This window comes from Klebsiella sp. 2019SCSN059, assembly GCF_021739525.1.
GTDB lineage: Bacteria > Pseudomonadota > Gammaproteobacteria > Enterobacterales > Enterobacteriaceae > Klebsiella > Klebsiella quasipneumoniae.
The window spans coordinates 90914-105607 of record NZ_JAKKOM010000012.1 but is presented as its reverse complement, the minus strand read 5'-3'; the positions used below and the strand labels follow the sequence as shown (position 1 = coordinate 105607).

21 protein-coding genes are annotated in these 14694 nt (G+C 54.3%); 8 read left to right on the top strand and 13 right to left on the bottom strand.

The window, feature by feature from the left end; translation table 11 throughout:
• Positions 1-2 precede the first annotated feature (2 nt).
• The 8 genes from L2I46_RS14720 to L2I46_RS14690 form a co-directional block, all read right to left on the bottom strand.
• Positions 3-938: a DNA adenine methylase gene (locus tag L2I46_RS14720; protein ID WP_023328077.1), complete on the bottom strand. Its 936-nt coding sequence runs from the start codon at positions 936-938 to the stop codon at positions 3-5.
• Positions 935-1162 carry a ParE family toxin-like protein gene (locus L2I46_RS29745; protein ID WP_004131528.1) on the bottom strand — a complete coding sequence of 76 codons (228 nt, stop codon included), beginning with the start codon at positions 1160-1162 and terminating at the stop codon, positions 935-937. Before L2I46_RS29745 ends, L2I46_RS14720 begins: the two co-directional genes overlap by 4 nt.
• A gap of 8 nt (positions 1163-1170) precedes the next feature.
• A complete protein-coding gene (locus L2I46_RS14715; RefSeq protein ID WP_017898640.1) occupies positions 1171-1725 on the bottom strand; it encodes a 3'-5' exonuclease in 555 nt (184 codons plus the stop codon).
• Between the two features lie 8 nt (positions 1726-1733).
• Positions 1734-1958 carry a hypothetical protein gene (locus L2I46_RS14710; RefSeq protein WP_004213098.1) on the bottom strand — a complete coding sequence of 75 codons (225 nt, stop codon included), beginning with the start codon at positions 1956-1958 and terminating at the stop codon, positions 1734-1736.
• A 68-nt stretch (positions 1959-2026) separates the two neighbouring features.
• Complete coding sequence (locus L2I46_RS14705; protein WP_023287456.1) at positions 2027-2299, bottom strand: hypothetical protein; 273 nt, start codon at positions 2297-2299, stop codon at positions 2027-2029.
• A 15-nt stretch (positions 2300-2314) separates the two neighbouring features.
• Positions 2315-2692: a hypothetical protein gene (locus L2I46_RS14700; protein WP_236947981.1), complete on the bottom strand. Its 378-nt coding sequence runs from the start codon at positions 2690-2692 to the stop codon at positions 2315-2317.
• 15 nt (positions 2693-2707) lie between these two features.
• Positions 2708-2926: a DUF4761 domain-containing protein gene (locus L2I46_RS14695; protein WP_142467716.1), complete on the bottom strand. Its 219-nt coding sequence runs from the start codon at positions 2924-2926 to the stop codon at positions 2708-2710.
• A 20-nt stretch (positions 2927-2946) separates the two neighbouring features.
• The gene (locus L2I46_RS14690; protein ID WP_020316881.1) at positions 2947-3225 is read right to left on the bottom strand and encodes a regulatory phage cox family protein; all 279 of its coding nucleotides are present in this window, start codon (positions 3223-3225) and stop codon (positions 2947-2949) included.
• A gap of 121 nt (positions 3226-3346) precedes the next feature.
• Between L2I46_RS14690 and L2I46_RS14685 the strand changes: the two genes are divergently transcribed.
• The 6 genes from L2I46_RS14685 to L2I46_RS14665 all read left to right on the top strand — a co-directional run bounded on the left by L2I46_RS14685 (position 3347) and on the right by L2I46_RS14665 (position 6500).
• Positions 3347-3646 (top strand): helix-turn-helix domain-containing protein, encoded by a 300-nt coding sequence (locus L2I46_RS14685; RefSeq protein ID WP_236947980.1) that lies wholly within the window; start codon positions 3347-3349, stop codon positions 3644-3646.
• A 115-nt stretch (positions 3647-3761) separates the two neighbouring features.
• A complete protein-coding gene (locus L2I46_RS14680) occupies positions 3762-4775 on the top strand; it encodes a phage integrase (RefSeq protein ID WP_236947979.1) in 1014 nt (337 codons plus the stop codon).
• 234 nt (positions 4776-5009) lie between these two features.
• Complete coding sequence (locus L2I46_RS14675; RefSeq protein ID WP_032452474.1) at positions 5010-6023, top strand: sensor domain-containing diguanylate cyclase; 1014 nt, start codon at positions 5010-5012, stop codon at positions 6021-6023.
• A gap of 57 nt (positions 6024-6080) precedes the next feature.
• Entirely contained in the window at positions 6081-6182 is a 102-nt protein-coding gene (locus L2I46_RS14670; protein ID WP_004150782.1) for a YoaK family small membrane protein, read from the top strand.
• Positions 6182-6256: a protein YoaJ gene (gene yoaJ / locus L2I46_RS29740; protein WP_137910537.1), complete on the top strand. Its 75-nt coding sequence runs from the start codon at positions 6182-6184 to the stop codon at positions 6254-6256. The genes L2I46_RS14670 and yoaJ overlap by 1 nt, the downstream gene beginning before the upstream one ends.
• 118 nt (positions 6257-6374) lie before the next feature.
• Positions 6375-6500, top strand: a complete 126-nt coding sequence (locus tag L2I46_RS14665) for a hypothetical protein (RefSeq protein WP_004203733.1) — start codon at positions 6375-6377, stop codon at positions 6498-6500.
• Between the two features lie 59 nt (positions 6501-6559).
• Here L2I46_RS14665 and L2I46_RS14660 read toward each other — a convergent pair whose 3' ends face one another.
• The 4 genes from L2I46_RS14660 to fraE form a co-directional block, all read right to left on the bottom strand.
• Positions 6560-6823 (bottom strand): DUF2534 family protein, encoded by a 264-nt coding sequence (locus L2I46_RS14660; protein ID WP_004203731.1) that lies wholly within the window; start codon positions 6821-6823, stop codon positions 6560-6562.
• Positions 6824-6953: 130 nt separating this feature from the next.
• Positions 6954-7592, bottom strand: a complete 639-nt coding sequence (leuE, locus tag L2I46_RS14655) for a leucine efflux protein LeuE (RefSeq protein WP_004203730.1) — start codon at positions 7590-7592, stop codon at positions 6954-6956.
• A gap of 89 nt (positions 7593-7681) precedes the next feature.
• Entirely contained in the window at positions 7682-8596 is a 915-nt protein-coding gene (lpxP, locus tag L2I46_RS14650; RefSeq protein ID WP_023289231.1) for a kdo(2)-lipid IV(A) palmitoleoyltransferase, read from the bottom strand.
• Positions 8597-9270: 674 nt separating this feature from the next.
• Positions 9271-10314 (bottom strand): fructose-asparagine asparaginase, encoded by a 1044-nt coding sequence (gene fraE / locus L2I46_RS14645; protein WP_044522254.1) that lies wholly within the window; start codon positions 10312-10314, stop codon positions 9271-9273.
• A gap of 303 nt (positions 10315-10617) precedes the next feature.
• Here fraE and L2I46_RS14640 point away from each other — a divergent pair, with 303 nt between their 5' ends.
• Positions 10618-11826 (top strand): HD domain-containing phosphohydrolase, encoded by a 1209-nt coding sequence (locus L2I46_RS14640; protein WP_236947978.1) that lies wholly within the window; start codon positions 10618-10620, stop codon positions 11824-11826.
• A 72-nt stretch (positions 11827-11898) separates the two neighbouring features.
• Positions 11899-13683, top strand: a complete 1785-nt coding sequence (locus L2I46_RS14635; RefSeq protein ID WP_236947977.1) for a diguanylate cyclase — start codon at positions 11899-11901, stop codon at positions 13681-13683.
• Here L2I46_RS14635 and L2I46_RS14630 read toward each other — a convergent pair.
• A complete protein-coding gene (locus L2I46_RS14630; RefSeq protein WP_023289227.1) occupies positions 13680-14579 on the bottom strand; it encodes a LysR substrate-binding domain-containing protein in 900 nt (299 codons plus the stop codon). The two genes, L2I46_RS14635 and L2I46_RS14630, sit on opposite strands and share 4 nt — an antisense overlap.
• Between the last annotated feature and the right edge of the window lie 115 nt (positions 14580-14694).

The following is a 14694-nucleotide window of genomic DNA, read 5'->3' as shown; positions in this document are numbered from 1 at the left end:
CCTCAACAAGCCGGCGCGCCAAACATTTCGGCATATGCCGCATCGCCCATCACCGCCCCACAGTCCGGGCAACCTCCACCACCAGAACGACCGCAACCGCCACACACGCGAATTACGCCAATCACTTCACCGGCCATATCGCGGGTTTTGGCGCTAACGGAACGTCGAACTCTGAAGGTGTGGAGATTGAAAGCGGAGTAGATCTGGCGTGTTTCTGGTGTGTCGCTATTCGAGATGACCGAGCGAATTCCATGCTGGCGATTAACGTCCAGCAACGCCGTAACCAAAGCGCAGTGATCATCCAGGGTAAATGGCTTGCCGTAAGCGGTAAAATTGGCTGTTTTGCTAGTCGGGATGTACGGCGGATCGCAGTAAATCACGGAGTCCAGGCGGTTCCTTGCAACGTACGGAATGGAAGTACGAAAATCATTACAAAGAAAGAGCGCGTGAGTATCCCGCGCCTTTTCGGCAAATAGGCGCATTTCTGCTTCTGGAAAATAAGGCTCCTTATAGCTGCCAAAGGGGACATTGAAACCGCCATCCCTGTTGGTGCGATAAAGCCCGTTAAAGCAGTGGCGGTTCAGGTATAAAAATGATGCAGCCCACCGTACAACGTAATCATCTGCACACTCGTCATCCCACGACAGGTGGTTGAACAACTTGCGCTCTTCGTAATAGCTATCTTCGTTATTGCCATTTCTGAATACGTTCCTGGCGATCAGTATCAATCTTTCAGGGTCTTCCCTGAGCGCGAGGAAGAAATTGATCAATGCGCGATTGCTGTCACAAAGCACATAGCGGCGGTATTCCGTATTCATAAAGACTGTGCCACTGCCTACAAAGGGCTCAATCAAGCAATCGGCTTTAGGTAAGTGCTTCAGCAGCTCCGGCAACACGCGGGTTTTACCGCCAGCCCACTTAAGAGGTGACTTAATCATTTGCGGCATTCCTGGTTATAGGTTTCATGGGTCATCAGTCGCCACTGCTTACCACCGTTTTTGCTGAGCAAACGCCAACGGAGGCCAATGCGGATCACGAGATAGGCGTGTGGCTTGACTCGGGTGTAATTACGCTGTCCACGAGCAAAGCAATTCAGGGCGGCAAGCGCCCTCTTACAAACCGGCAACGGCGCGTTACAAACAACAGACAGATGCGAATGCATGGCGGCCCTCATAGCGATCCAGTGTGTGGAGAGGTCAAGCGCTGCCAGATTTCGCAGACTTGCTCTGCTTGATATCGCGCGTCAGTGAGCGTGTAACGTGCCAGGGCGCTTCTCGCATGAGGCGCATAGTCTGTGGCAGCAGCAAGGTCGAGAAGTGAACGAATGCAGCGGTATTTTGTGCCTTCAGGGAAAATGCCTGACACCTCTAAGCGATCCACGGCATAACGAAGTGAAACCAGTTTTTCCGGGGCATCTTTGAACCATACGAATAACGCCGCGTTCCGGGGACAGGTATTGTCGGCGATGAAAGCAGCAAGGCTGCAAAGTGCATCTTCTTCAGCTTCGGTTGCGCTCATTACTTCGGCGCGCCAGTGAGAGTCTTTTTTCATCCAATCGAATGCCGTACTAATGCTGATACGGCCCTTCAAGCTTTCAGATTTACGAATGTCTATCGAAGAATAAAAAACCTTTCCGATCTGCCCTGTTGAGGGCTCAAAAAACACAGCTTCAATGGCACACAGAGGTGATGACGGTTTCTTATTAACGTTAATCAAATCGATCATTAAGTGATTCATGGTCTACTGCCCTCGCTGGTGATTGTTTCGTGGTTGGCTATCCACTGCTCAAGTGCTGAATAAATCTCTTCGGGGGTAAGGCCTTGCTCTTTCAGCAGGCCCATACGGATGCGCAGCAATCCGAGTAAATGGGCGCGCTCGCCTTTGCGCGCATTGGTGCTGATTCCCATAAACTCTGGATCGCTTATTCCGCCTTCCGGCTTTATTGACGTAACCGACATGCAACCTCCCGATAAAGGCAAAACGAATCCCCGGCAAAGTGAATGCCGTTATTTTTAAGGCGGGTTAGTTAATTGTTTGAACGCGGTTTTCTTTTAATCTGCTTAAATATTCTTTCATGCCAGTAATACATGAAATCAATAAAGGTCATTCGAGCGCGTTCGTGATTACCGCGAATTGCCTTTTCTAGCCCAAAAATTATTAAATCTTTAGTCGGGCTTTTTGAAGTAATGGTGATACGAGCACCGTTTTTTAGATGTACAGTGAACCCATGCTCTGCACTTTCCATTGCCTCTCGGATCAGCATTTCCTGTTCCCAAGATGTTTTTTCTTCGGTGAACATGGCGTACTCCGATGATCAGTTAAAGCGAGGTGGCTCGAGCCGCCAGGAGGCTTTAGCTCCCAGTTTCAGGTGTTGCAAGATCTCCGGTGTAACTTCTACGGTTACCGCCGGCGTCTTGGCAAACACCATAGCCTTCTTCAGTTGCTCAGCGTCGAGGGATAGCAGGTCGTATGGTTTAGGGATGTCGCCATCGGTCACGGTAATAATGATGTTGCGGAGTTCTTCAAGAGTGCATTCATCATTCTCGCCTTGAAGCATCGCGAAATGATAGAGGTGGGATACGCCGTGGCGTAAAAGCTGGAGAGAGTAATCATGATTCCATTCCAGAAACTCTTTATTGAAATGGAAGCATTGTAAAAGCGAGTTAATTTTGTCTGCATATTCGAGTTTCATTTTCGCCCCCAGAGATTAAAAAGCAATAAACCGCTTTTTACTCATGATTCTGTCAATCGTTCGGCATGCTTCGGATAAAGCAAAGTCAATGCCGTAATAATGGCCTGTGTGCGTAATTTGATAGCGCTGGCGGTTGTACGGTTTTTTGCGTGGGAGTTTCAGAATAGTAAAACCACAGTAGAGGCTGGTTTTGCTATTGAGTTGTGATACTGCTCCGCGGCTACCGTTCTTCATGTTTCCTCCCCTGAAACCAGTTATCGACCTGGTTCACCAAGACCAAGCCACATCAACCAACCTTCCCTGATCTCCTTAGGACGACTTTCGTAGGCCAGTTTCATGCCGTTGTTCCAGGCAGGAAGGTAAACCCAGTACTCGCCCGCACGGCCAGAAGTAGACTGGGGATCGGTCATCTCGATTACAGGAAGCTTCCCTTTCTCGATCATTCCTCTTACGGCCGCCGGAGTTTTACCAATAATTTTCGCAAACTCCTGATACGGGATGGCATCGCTGCTACTGACAATTTTTTTGTTCATCTGATAACCTCTTATCTAGATCTAACCAATGGGCTTCAATGTTCTCTAATGTGCCTTAGTGTTTTTAGAGAATATCGAATAACAGTAGAGAATACCGAAGATATTAGAGGATCTTGATAACATGTCAACAGCTATTAGCGAGAAGCTTGCGTTGATTCGCGAGTCCGAGAGACTTAACAGAAAGCAATTTGCTGAAATTACAGGAGTTCCTTACAGCTCACTCACATATTATGAAAGCGGAAGGACCATACCCCCTACCGACATAGCGATGAAAATTCTCCAACACCCCCGATTTTGTAAATACGCTCTTTGGTTTATGACCGATCAGGTTTCGCCTGAAGCCGGTCAAATCGCACCGGCACTCGCACACTTTGGGCAAGACTTAACAACCTCGCAGCACTCAGACCAAAAGACTGGTTAACAATTAACCAGTCCTACATACATTTCAAATGTCTATTATTGGTCGAAAAGTATTCATCACATAATTGCAACGCGTTGAGGCCTAAAGGCAAACGCACCCATCGGAGAGTATTCTTATGACTATTAAGAAACTCGATGATGGTCGATATGAAGTGGACATCAGGCCTGCTGGTCGCAATGGAAAGCGTATCCGCAGGAAGTTTGATAAGAAAAGTGAAGCGGTAGCTTTCGAGAAGCATACCCTGTTCAACCACCACACCAAAGAATGGTTATCAAAACCGACGGATAAGCGGCATCTGTCTGAACTGATACAGCTTTGGTGGAATTTGAAAGGTAAGCATGAGGAACATGGTCGGATAAACCGCAACAAGTTAGACGTGTTTTGCAGGATTACCGACGATCCTTGTGCTTTTCAGATTACGAAAGCGCTGATTAGTCAGTATTACGCGGCAAGAAGAAGTCAGGGCATTAAAGCTTCTACCATTAACCGTGACCTCAACAGCATCAGTGGTATGTTCACAGCGCTTATCGAGGCCGAGTTGTTTTCGGGTGAACATCCGATCAGGGGCAGGAAGAAGTTGAAAGAAGAAGTCCCCGAAACTGGCTATCTGACAGAGGACGAAATCAAGCACTTGCTCTTTAGACTGGATGGCGACAACAAGAAGATAGCCGTTCTCTGTTTAAGTACAGGTGCTCGTTGGGGTGAAGCGGCTCGACTCAAGGCAGAAAACATCATACAGAACCGTGTGACGTTCGTTAAAACCAAGAGTAACAAGCAGCGGACTGTTCCAGTATCAGCGGAAGTGGCAAAACTCATAGCAGATGGTAAGCGAGGGTTGTTATTTGGTAAGGCGTCGTATTCTGACTTCAGGCAGATACTCAGGGAGGTAAAACCTGATCTTCCGACCGGCCAGGCGACGCATGCACTACGCCACAGTTTCGCGACGCACTTTATGATTAATGGAGGAAGCATCATTACGTTACAGAGGATCCTTGGGCATGCGCGAATTGAGCAAACTATGGCCTACGCTCACTTTGCGCCCGAATACCTCCAGGACGCAATCTCGCTTAACCCGCTGAGAGGTGGCGCTGATGCGGAAAATGTCCACATTATGTCCACACTTAGGTAGGTAAATATGGCTTTCAATGGTCTTGCGTACCGCGCAACCCCGCATTGCACCGTTGAAAGCCGTAGTATCTGGGGTGGCTAACGCACCCGACGGGGCTTTTTTTCCCGCCGTGTCGACAAGTATTCCCCAGACAGATGTGATAAATTTAAAAATATCACTGTTTACTCGACGCTGATGTCCGTTTGCAGCCCAATATGCTGGGGTGACGTTTGGCGTGCTGGAGCTGTATTATTCATGTCAGATTTTATTCTTGCCCGGGTGTCGCAAACCCTCGCTACGGAACAGTCCCTGGAAACCCTGGTGCGCCAGCTGCTGGAGATGCTGGAGGCGGTGACGCGAATGGAGTCCACCTACCTTACCCGCATCGATATTAACGCCCAGCGGCAGCAGATCATGTTCGCCCACAACAGCAGCGAAATGCAGATCCCGGAAGGATTTTCCGTCCCCTGGGATGAATCTCTGTGCAAACGCGCCCTTGAGGATCAGTGTACGTTTAGCAATGACGTCGCCCGTCGCTGGCACTCCTGCATCGCCGCCCAGGAGCTGGGGATCGCCACCTTTTTAAGCATTCCTGTGCGCCTGGCCGACGGCTCTCTGTTCGGCACCCTCTGCGCCACCAGCCGGCAACAACAGCCTTATAACCTTGAAGGTGAACAGGTCATGGGCCTGTTCGCGAAGCTCATTTCCCACTACGTGGAAAAAGACACCCTGGTGCAACAGCTGCAGGCGGCAAACGTCGCGCTGGAGCTGCATTCGTCGACCGATGAGCTCACCCAGCTCCCTAATCGCCGCGCGCTGTTTAAGCAGCTGGCGCTACGCTTTGCCTCCGCCCGCGCTCAGCAGCAACAGGTCGCGCTCATTTTTATCGATCTCGACGGTTTCAAAGCCATTAACGATCGGTTCGGCCATCCGTGCGGCGACAGCTTTCTGGTGCAGGTCGGCGAACGACTCACCGCCGTCGCGCGCCGTGACGATATCGTTGGCCGCCTTGGCGGCGATGAGTTTTTGATCGTCGGTAGCGCCCAGCCGCCCGCGGCGCAGCAGGCGTATGTCACCACCCTGCGCCAGGCCCTGTGCGGCGTCTACTTCCTCGGCGAACAGCGTATCAACTATGAGGGCGCCAGCTTCGGGGTGGTCATCTGCGATCCGCAGAGTATCGATGTTGAAGCGGCCTTACGCGCTGCCGATGAAGCGATGTATCAGGATAAGAAGTCTCGCCGGCAGGAGAATTTTATTCATATTGACTAAAGTCACGCGATATCCAGTATCATGCTGGGCATCATTTGTGGGTACAGGGACACTATCATGAAATTAGGTATTCTTTTCCCGGTGGCGATCTTTATCATCGCCGTCGTCTTTCTCGGCTGGTTTTTTGTCGGCGGCTATGCGGCGCCGGGCGGGGCATAATGAAAAAAAGCACCATTATTATGCTGGTTGTCGCCATCGTGGCGGTGGCCGGCGCCCAGTTCGGCTGGTGGTGATCGCCGCGGCGATATTGCGGAGTTGTCCTATCCCATCAATAAGTTAACGCTTTACACTCACGTTATCCGCCGCGGCATTCTCGGCCCCGGGGAAAGAAAAATAGCGGGAGAAGTAAGGATGAAAAAACCGATCGTGTTACCGTTGATTATTGCGCTGTGCACGCTGTTATCGGGATGCATTGTTGACGATGGCTATCACCACCATCGCCATCACCACCATCATCACTATCATGACGATGATTAATGCTTCACGCTGTTGATGAGCCGATAAAACAGGGCGAACTTTGGTTCGCCCGTTGACGCTTAATCCTGACGCTCGTCACCTAGGAAAATAAAGCCGAGCGGAATAGCGAAGAGCGCGGTAAAGACGATGCTGTAAACCGTCACCATCGCCCCCTGCAGGAAGAACATGGACGTCGTCCACTCCGAGTACGGCATATTGTACTCGCTCACCACGCCGCCAAAGGTCGCCCGTCCCACCACCGCCAGCGCGATAGCAAACACCGCCGCGAGCGACAGACAGTATTTTTTGCAGTTTTTATTGCTGAGGAGTTTTTGCAGAATCATCCGGGCTTCCTTTTTGCTGAGCGATAAACGGCTGTATATGTAACACCAATGCAATAAAAAATGAAGGGTTTTTGTTACAGAGCAGAATAAGAGGCGGCGGGCCGGTCTGTGGGTAACCGGCCCGTGGGGATCAGGACTGCAGGGTAGCCAGGCGCGCGGCGAACCCAACGAAAACCAGGCCAATCAGGCTGTTGCCAAGTTTGGCCAGCTTCTTGCGGGTTTTGACGTAGCGGGTGACAAACGAGCCGGAGAGGATCAAAAAGCTCATATAGCAGAAGCTTATCACCTCGAGGGTCAGCGCCAGAATAAAGAACGCCACCCCGGGTGCTTTGGCGTTGACGTCGATAAACTGCACGAAAAACGACACATAAAACAGAATCGCTTTCGGGTTGGTCAGACTCAGGGTCAGGGAGCGCTTAAGGATTGCGCTCGCCGGCTCTGCGCTGGCATCAGCCTGGCCGTCACGCTGGGTCAGCACCGCATAGAGCATTTTGCCCCCCAGCCACAGCAGGTAAATCGCCCCGAGGTAACGGACGACGTTAAACAGCACCGGCGTGGTCTTAATCAGCGTCGCCACGCCGGCAAAGGCCAGAAACATCAGCACCGCGTCGCCAATAAAGACGCCCGCCGCCGCCAGATAGCCTTTCTTTACGCCGTGGGCAATGCCCGTCTTCAGCACAAAAAACGTATTAGGGCCAGGGACGAGGATGATAAACACCGCCCCGACCAGGTAGGTCAAATAATTCAGAACACCAAACTCAGCGAACACTCTGCACTCCTTCGCGCACGACTAAAACATGATCCGGCTCACGTTACCCCAACTGTCGGGATTTTGAAAGCGCAGCCTGTGCGGGAAGGTTAATAGACGGAGGGTTCACCCAGCGGGCGGGTTTTAAAACGGCGATGCACCCACAGATACTGCTCGGGGGCGCGCAGGATCTCGCGCTCAATCACCTTGTTGATATAGCCGGCGGCAATCTGCTTATCCTCACCCGGATAGTCATTCATCACTTCGCTAATGTGCAGGCTGTAGCCCTGGCGATCCAGCTTGCGCACCATGCTGATGCTCAGCATTTTTGCCCCCGATAAACGGGAAAGCACATAGGTGCCGTTGGTGGTAGCCGCCTGCGGGACGGAGAAAAACGGCGCAAACACGCTGCCCTTGGGGCCGTAATCCTGGTCCGGAGCAAACCAGACCGCTTCGCCTGATTTTAAGGCATGTACCAGGCCAGTCAGATTGTTGCGATCGATCATCGCTTTGTTCGAGCGCAGGCGACCGCGGGTTTGCACCCACTCCATCAGCGGACTGTTGTGCGGACGATAGGTGGCCATCATTGGACGACACAGCCCCATGGCGCGCCCGCCCAGCTCCAGCGACATAAAGTGTACGCCGACGACCATCACCCCTTTCCCGCCGCTAAGCGCATGATTAAGGTTGGCAAAGCCCTCGACATCAAACCATTTTTTAACCCGCTCATCGCTCCAGAACCAGGCCATGCCGGTTTCGATCAGTCCCATTCCCAGCGACATAAAGTTTTGATCGATGAGGGTCTCGCGCGCCGCCGGCGACATCTCCGGGAAGCAGAGTTCAATATTGCGCCGGGCGATATGTTCGCGGCGTTTGAGAAAGCGTCTGGAAAGACGACCCGCGCTGGTGCCGATAAAATGCAGCAGCGGATAAGGCAGTTGCACGATCAACCAGAGAATGCCGAGCCCGAACCAGGTCAGCCAGTTGCGCGGGTGTAAAAGTTGTTTATGAAATACGCAGGCCATGATTTTTCCTGTAAACATTAATTTTGTGGTAACGCTTAAGGAAAACAGAGTCCATTTATCATCATTAGGCGGTACGTACAGCAAGTTCGACAATACTAATCCGGCGAAATTCCTTCCGGCAAGTAAAAAACTGCGTGCTGACAAAAAAACATAATTGCGGCACAAATGTTACTAAATGTAAACTTAAATCTTGCGGCCCTTTTAATATATTCATCATGTATATCATTTTCACGCTAATCATCCGCGTTACTAGCAGAAAAAACCGAATTCTTCATCGGGAGCGCCGTGCCTGCGGGGAGATGTCGTCCGCTAAGCCGCGCGGCCAGCGGCGTGGCGCATCGCGTCGCATCGTCATTTGTGGGCGTGATAATTAAAGCGCGCGCGCCGTGGAATGCATCATGTTTAATCTATCAGCATAAGGAAGATTAAATTCGCCTTAAGACAATAATTAAGAATAGGCTTATTTAAGCCTGCTTTAAAAATACTCGTCTTTTCCTGCGGAGGCATTTTAATGGCGCCCTCGCCGGCTGCTAAAAAAATATTTCTTTACGCCTCGCGCATAAAAACAGGCGGGGGTGAATGACGGACAATGATCCGCCGCCGGTTTGCACTCGCGTCGGGTGATTGAGAGAACAACGCGGCCAGGGCGCGAACCACGACCCGGCCGTAGAGGATCAATAGGTGTGGAAGTATTGCTGGATCAGCTGCGGATTTTTCGTCTGCGTCAGCGCCGTCATCAGCAGAATACGCGCTTTCGCCGGGTTGAGGGAATCGGCCACCAGCCCTGGCTGGCTGTCGTCCGGGGGCACCACGCCGCTGCCGGTGCGGGAGGCGCGCACCACCACGATACCCGCCTGCTGCGCTTTTTTTATACCAGCGGCGCTACGTACCGATACAGAACCCGCCCCCGTGCCGGCGTAAATAATACCGTCGGCATGATGGGCGATCGCCGCATCGTACATATACTCCGGGTCGTCCTGGTAACCATAGATGATCACCACTTTCGGCAGGGCCTTCAGCTGACGCACATCGAAGACCGAGCGCAGGGTATGAATTTTATCCACCCGCGTTTCAAACTGGGGTTTTCCCCCCACCACGACGCCAAGATAACCCTCCTCCGGCGCCCGGAAAGTATCCAGCGAGGTGGCATTGGTTTTGGTGACGAAGCGCGCCGCGCCGATGCGGTCGTTAAGCACCACCATGACCCCGCGCCCGCGGGCATCCGGGTCGGCGGCGACGGTGACGGCTTCCAGCAGGTTCATCGGCCCGTCGGCGCTGATCGCCGTCGCCGGACGCATCGCGGCGGTAAAGACCACCGGTTTATTGCTTTTCACCGTCAGATTGAGGAAATAAGGGGTTTCATCGAGGGTGTCGGTGCCATGAGTGATCACCACGCCATCGACATCATCCCGGGCTAATAACGCATTCACCCGCTTCGAGAGCTGCAGAATAATATCGCTGGTCATATTCTCACTGCCGATATTCGCCACCTGCTCACCTTCGACGTGGGCGATTTTACTTATTTCCGGCACGGCGTTAATCAGCGTCTGCACGCCAATTGCCCCGGCCTTATAGCCCGTCGTCTGGGTATTGCTGGCCGCCGAGCCGGCAATCGTCCCGCCGGTGGCTAAAATGACAATATGCGGTAAGCGCGTCTCGCTAAACGCCAGGCTGCTCATCGTCAGTAACGCAATGGCAAGTAATGCTCTAAAATTCATACAAGTCACTCCCTTCATAGACATTAATCAAACTTACGCTTGCTTAATGCAAAGGGCTTGCCAGAATTGATATCTTTTACGGGGGGTAAATGGTTAACTATCAGACAATATTAAGGTTCTCGCATCAACATCGCCCAAATCTGGTGCATGACTGGATCTGAACCGGGCAAGCGCCATGAACCCATACATTATGAGTTTTTACCCTTTCAGCAACACACAACACGCATTGGGATCAGATTATCGACACTTCCGTCACCCCCGAGGTCATTTATGCCCGCCGGGTGACGCGAACGGAGAACAGAAATGCGTATTGCCCTGAAGTCGGCCCTGATGCTGACCACTAACGTCATTCAGATCATTAACCCTGATCTGCACCGGCATATGCAACGAACGGCCTTAATCGCCCTGACGCTGGCGCAAAGGCTGGGCTTGCCTGCCGAGCGGCAGCAGACCATCTTTTGCGCCGCGCTGCTGCACGATATCGGCGTACTGGGTGATAGACGCACCATTCATTCGCTGGATGCCATCGATAATGTCCACGATCCGCATCAGCGCCAGGGGGCGGCGATGCTCGAGGGGTTAGCAACCTTCCGGCCCATCGTCCCCTTTATTCGCGACCACCACTTCAGCCCGGAGCACCGCGGCAGCCGCGAACAGCATATTGTCTATTTCGCCGATGCCTTTGAACGGCTGCTGCCGGCGGATAGCCGCGTGACCGCCTGGCCCACGCGGGCAGTGGTGGAGCAGTTCGTCACCCTGCACCGGGAGATCGATCCGTTACTCTGCGATACCCTGTGCGAGGTCGCTGAAAATGCGAACTTCTGTCAGCACCTGCATCCCGGGCATATTCAACGGCTGCTGGAAATTATTGCCCCCATCAACACGCTGTATCTGGATATTGACGGTCTGAAAGATGTCTGCCTGCTGATTGCCAAAATTGTCGACACCTACAGCAGCTTTACCGCCAGCCACAGTATTATGGTGGGGGAAATCGCCCGCCAGCTTGCCCACTGGATGCAGCTGCCGGAGCCCATCTGCCAGCAAATACAGGTTGCCGGCTATCTGCACGACATTGGTAAGGTTTATATCCCTCTTTCTATTCTGGAAAAAGAGGGGGAGCTGGATGACGACGAGCTGAGCCAGGTACGCGAGCACAGCTACATGACCGGGGATCTCCTTAGCGACTACAGCGAGCTTGGCGACATTATCAACTGGGCCTCAAATCATCATGAAAAACTGGACGGCAGCGGCTACCCTCTGCATCTCGAAAAGGATCACCTGACCCTCGCCGACCGCATTATCTCCATCGCCGATATTTTCACCGCCCTGACCGAAGATCGCCCTTATCGTAAAGGGATGGCCTGGCAGGAGGCCTTACAGATTATGGAAACGGATGTTATAAATGGCGCTCTGGATCGCGATGTCTTTCTCGTTTTGCGCCACCATGCGGAAACGCTACACGCCATCATTCTTCAGACCCTCGAACACCCCCGCAGCGAGCACCGTCCCTGAAGCGGACCGCCGTCGTGACGGGGACGGGTTCTATAATTAAAACAGCTTCATCTGCATGCAAGGAAACACAGGGTGAGAATCGCCACCATCACCAACTGGGCCTACGGGATCACCGTCGGCCTGACGCTGGCCTCCGGGAGCGCCATGCTCATGGCCTCCAGCGCAGACCGCGTCGAACGCCAGGCGGTACAGCAGCGCCAGGTCTTTGATACCCTCTCCGACGAGGTGGAAAACGACGCCTGGGCGCTGTCTGACCTCGCCCGGCTATACGTGGTTAAGCCCTCTCCGGAGACGCTGGAGCAGTACCAGCAGCTGCAGCGGACCGACAAAAGCATTGAGCTGCGGCTGGCCAGATTGAAAGATAACGGCGCCAGCCGCGAGGAGCTGGCGCTGCTCCACGATGGCCTGCAGATTGCCGCTGAACTGCAGGATGAACAACAGGCCGCCCTGGCGCATGTCGCCCACGGCGATGCGCCAGCGGCAATCGCCGTGCTGTACGGCAATGCATACGAGACCGAGCTGGAACGCCTGCAGACGCAGATCGATCGCTTCCGCCAGATGCTCGAAAATCGCGCCGCCGTCGCCATTGACCAGGCCACCGAACGCTCGCGGATCTGGCGCACCCTGTCGGAAATCATCGTCGGCCTGACCGCGCTGATGTTTTTGTTCGTCCTCGGCTTTATTCTCAAGCGGCGGGTGCTCTACCCGGTGGTTCGCCTGAGCGACGTGGTGCAGCGTCTCGCCTCCCAGGACTATGCGGTGGAGACGCCGCAGTTCACTCAGGTGGATGAGATTGGCGATATGGCCCAGGCCATCCGCATTTTTCGCGAGAACGGCCTGGCCCGCCAGCAGCTGGAGCAGCAGCGCGACGCTGACTGGGCGATCCGCGAACTGCTGGCGCGCATGACCCAGCGTCTGCAGGGCTGTGAAACCATTGAGGATGTGATTAAGGTGGCGGAACTGTTTGCGCCGAATATCGCCCCGACGATCCCCGGGAAACTGTATATTCTGGATACCGACCCCTGGCAGATGCGCTGCGTGGCGCAGTGGCTGGCGCCCGCCGGGGAGACGACGCCCTTTTCACCCGACGACTGTTGGGCGATACGTCGGGGACTCAGCCATCCGCCGGTGCAGGGCGAACCCGATATCACCTGCTATCATCTGCCGGAGGCGTACGCCGGCCAGTCGCTCTGCGTACCGCTCATCGCCCAGGGCGAAGCCATCGGGCTGCTGACCTTTCAGAACGTTACCGCCAGTGACGCTCCTTCCCGGGCCTACCTTGAGCTGATGGCGGAAGCGCTGGGCCTGGCGCTGGCCAATCAGCGCTTACGCAGCGCCCTGCTGGAAAAAGCGCTGTTCGATTCCCTGACCGGCCTGCGTAATCGCCATCATCTTGACGAAGCGCTGCATTCACAGATGGCGCTGGCGGTCCATACCCACACCCCGCTGAGCTGTCTGATGATCGACATCGATCATTTTAAAGCCATCAATGACCGCTACGGCCACGAGGCCGGGGATCTGGTGATTAAGAGCGTCGCCACCATCGTGCAGCGCGCGGTGCGCGATATCGGCACGGCTTTCCGCTACGGCGGCGAGGAGTTTCTGGTGCTGCTCCCAGGCCTTGACGAAGCCGAGGCGCACCAGTGCGCCAGCGAGATCTATACCCAGGTGCATGCGATGACGCTGCGCGATGGTCTGACCGAGATAGGCCAGGTGGATGTGTCGATTGGCATCGCCAGCTACCCGCAGCATACCCAAAGCGACAGCCTGCTGCGCGCGGCGGACGCCGCGCTGTACCGGGCGAAAGAGCTGGGCCGCTCAAGGATTGTCAGCTTTGGCCGCCTGAAGACCAGCTAACCGGGTGATTGCTCGGTCGCATTGAGCAGCGAGATAACTTTCCGCACCACCGCCGAACGGATATGGCGGTGGTAAACCATGCTCAGCTCACTCTCCGCCAGCCGGTCCTGAAGATCGATATACACCACGTTATCGAGGCGTAAGGCCCGCGCCGAGACCGGAACCAGGGCCACCCCGACCCCGGCGGAGACCAGGCTAATCATCGAGGTGACGTCGTTAATCCGCTGCGCCACCTGCGGCGTAAAGCCCGCTACGCGGCAGGCGTCAATAAACACCTGCTCCAGCCCGGTGCCCTGCGGATCGTCAAGCGAGATCCAGTTATCGGCGCGCAATGAGGCCAGATTGAGCGCCCCCACGCCCGCCAGCGGATGCTGTTGATAGAGCGCCAGGCAGAGCTTTTCCCGCACAAACGGCCTGACCACCAGCGCCTCCGGCGGCGAGGCCAGCGGCGCCCGGATGATGGCGATATCCAGGCGCAGATCCAGCAGCGCTTCGTAGAGCATTTGCACATCGCCATGCACCAGCGACAGCTCAATCCCCGGCCAGTCGGCGCGCAGCTCGCGCAGCAGCCCCGGCAGTTTACTGTCGTACATCGCGCTGGAGACATACCCCAGATGCAACCTTCCCTGCTCGCCCCGCGCGGTGCGCTGGGCGTCCAGTGCCGCCTGGTCGACCATCTCCAGCGCCAGCCGCGTCTTCTGCCAAAAGGCCTCGCCCGCGGCGGTCAGGGTCAGACGGCGGTTGGCGCGGGAGAAGAGCACCACCCCCAGACGCTGCTCGAGCTGTTTAATCTGCTGGCTGAGGGCGGGCTGGGCGATATGTAACCGCTCCGCCGCCCGGTGCATATGTAACTCTTCGGCAACGACCACAAAATGGCGTAACGCTCGCAAGGACATGCCGGACTCCATAGGTTTTATTGATAACAAAAATCTTATCAATAACGCATGAATGATGCAATTGATAACCATTAGCCTGCGAAGCATACTGTGCGCATCGACACGCTAAGGAGAA

Bases quoted from the DNA above. Each gene is read 5' to 3' on its own strand.
- L2I46_RS14720 (WP_023328077.1), bottom strand. From the start codon at position 938: ATGATTAAGTCACCTCTTAAGTGGGCTGGCGGTAAAACCCGCGTGTTG.
- L2I46_RS29745 (WP_004131528.1), bottom strand. From the start codon at position 1,162: ATGCATTCGCATCTGTCTGTTGTTTGTAACGCGCCGTTGCCGGTTTGT.
- L2I46_RS14715 (WP_017898640.1), bottom strand. From the start codon at position 1,725: ATGATCGATTTGATTAACGTTAATAAGAAACCGTCATCACCTCTGTGT.
- L2I46_RS14710 (WP_004213098.1), bottom strand. From the start codon at position 1,958: ATGTCGGTTACGTCAATAAAGCCGGAAGGCGGAATAAGCGATCCAGAG.
- L2I46_RS14705 (WP_023287456.1), bottom strand. From the start codon at position 2,299: ATGTTCACCGAAGAAAAAACATCTTGGGAACAGGAAATGCTGATCCGA.
- L2I46_RS14700 (WP_236947981.1), bottom strand. From the start codon at position 2,692: ATGAAACTCGAATATGCAGACAAAATTAACTCGCTTTTACAATGCTTC.
- L2I46_RS14695 (WP_142467716.1), bottom strand. From the start codon at position 2,926: ATGAAGAACGGTAGCCGCGGAGCAGTATCACAACTCAATAGCAAAACC.
- L2I46_RS14690 (WP_020316881.1), bottom strand. From the start codon at position 3,225: ATGAACAAAAAAATTGTCAGTAGCAGCGATGCCATCCCGTATCAGGAG.
- L2I46_RS14685 (WP_236947980.1), top strand. From the start codon at position 3,347: ATGTCAACAGCTATTAGCGAGAAGCTTGCGTTGATTCGCGAGTCCGAG.
- L2I46_RS14680 (WP_236947979.1), top strand. From the start codon at position 3,762: ATGACTATTAAGAAACTCGATGATGGTCGATATGAAGTGGACATCAGG.
- L2I46_RS14675 (WP_032452474.1), top strand. From the start codon at position 5,010: ATGTCAGATTTTATTCTTGCCCGGGTGTCGCAAACCCTCGCTACGGAA.
- L2I46_RS14670 (WP_004150782.1), top strand. From the start codon at position 6,081: ATGAAATTAGGTATTCTTTTCCCGGTGGCGATCTTTATCATCGCCGTC.
- L2I46_RS14665 (WP_004203733.1), top strand. From the start codon at position 6,375: ATGAAAAAACCGATCGTGTTACCGTTGATTATTGCGCTGTGCACGCTG.
- L2I46_RS14660 (WP_004203731.1), bottom strand. From the start codon at position 6,823: ATGATTCTGCAAAAACTCCTCAGCAATAAAAACTGCAAAAAATACTGT.
- lpxP (WP_023289231.1), bottom strand. From the start codon at position 8,596: ATGGCCTGCGTATTTCATAAACAACTTTTACACCCGCGCAACTGGCTG.
- fraE (WP_044522254.1), bottom strand. From the start codon at position 10,314: ATGAATTTTAGAGCATTACTTGCCATTGCGTTACTGACGATGAGCAGC.
- L2I46_RS14640 (WP_236947978.1), top strand. From the start codon at position 10,618: ATGCGTATTGCCCTGAAGTCGGCCCTGATGCTGACCACTAACGTCATT.
- L2I46_RS14630 (WP_023289227.1), bottom strand. From the start codon at position 14,579: ATGTCCTTGCGAGCGTTACGCCATTTTGTGGTCGTTGCCGAAGAGTTA.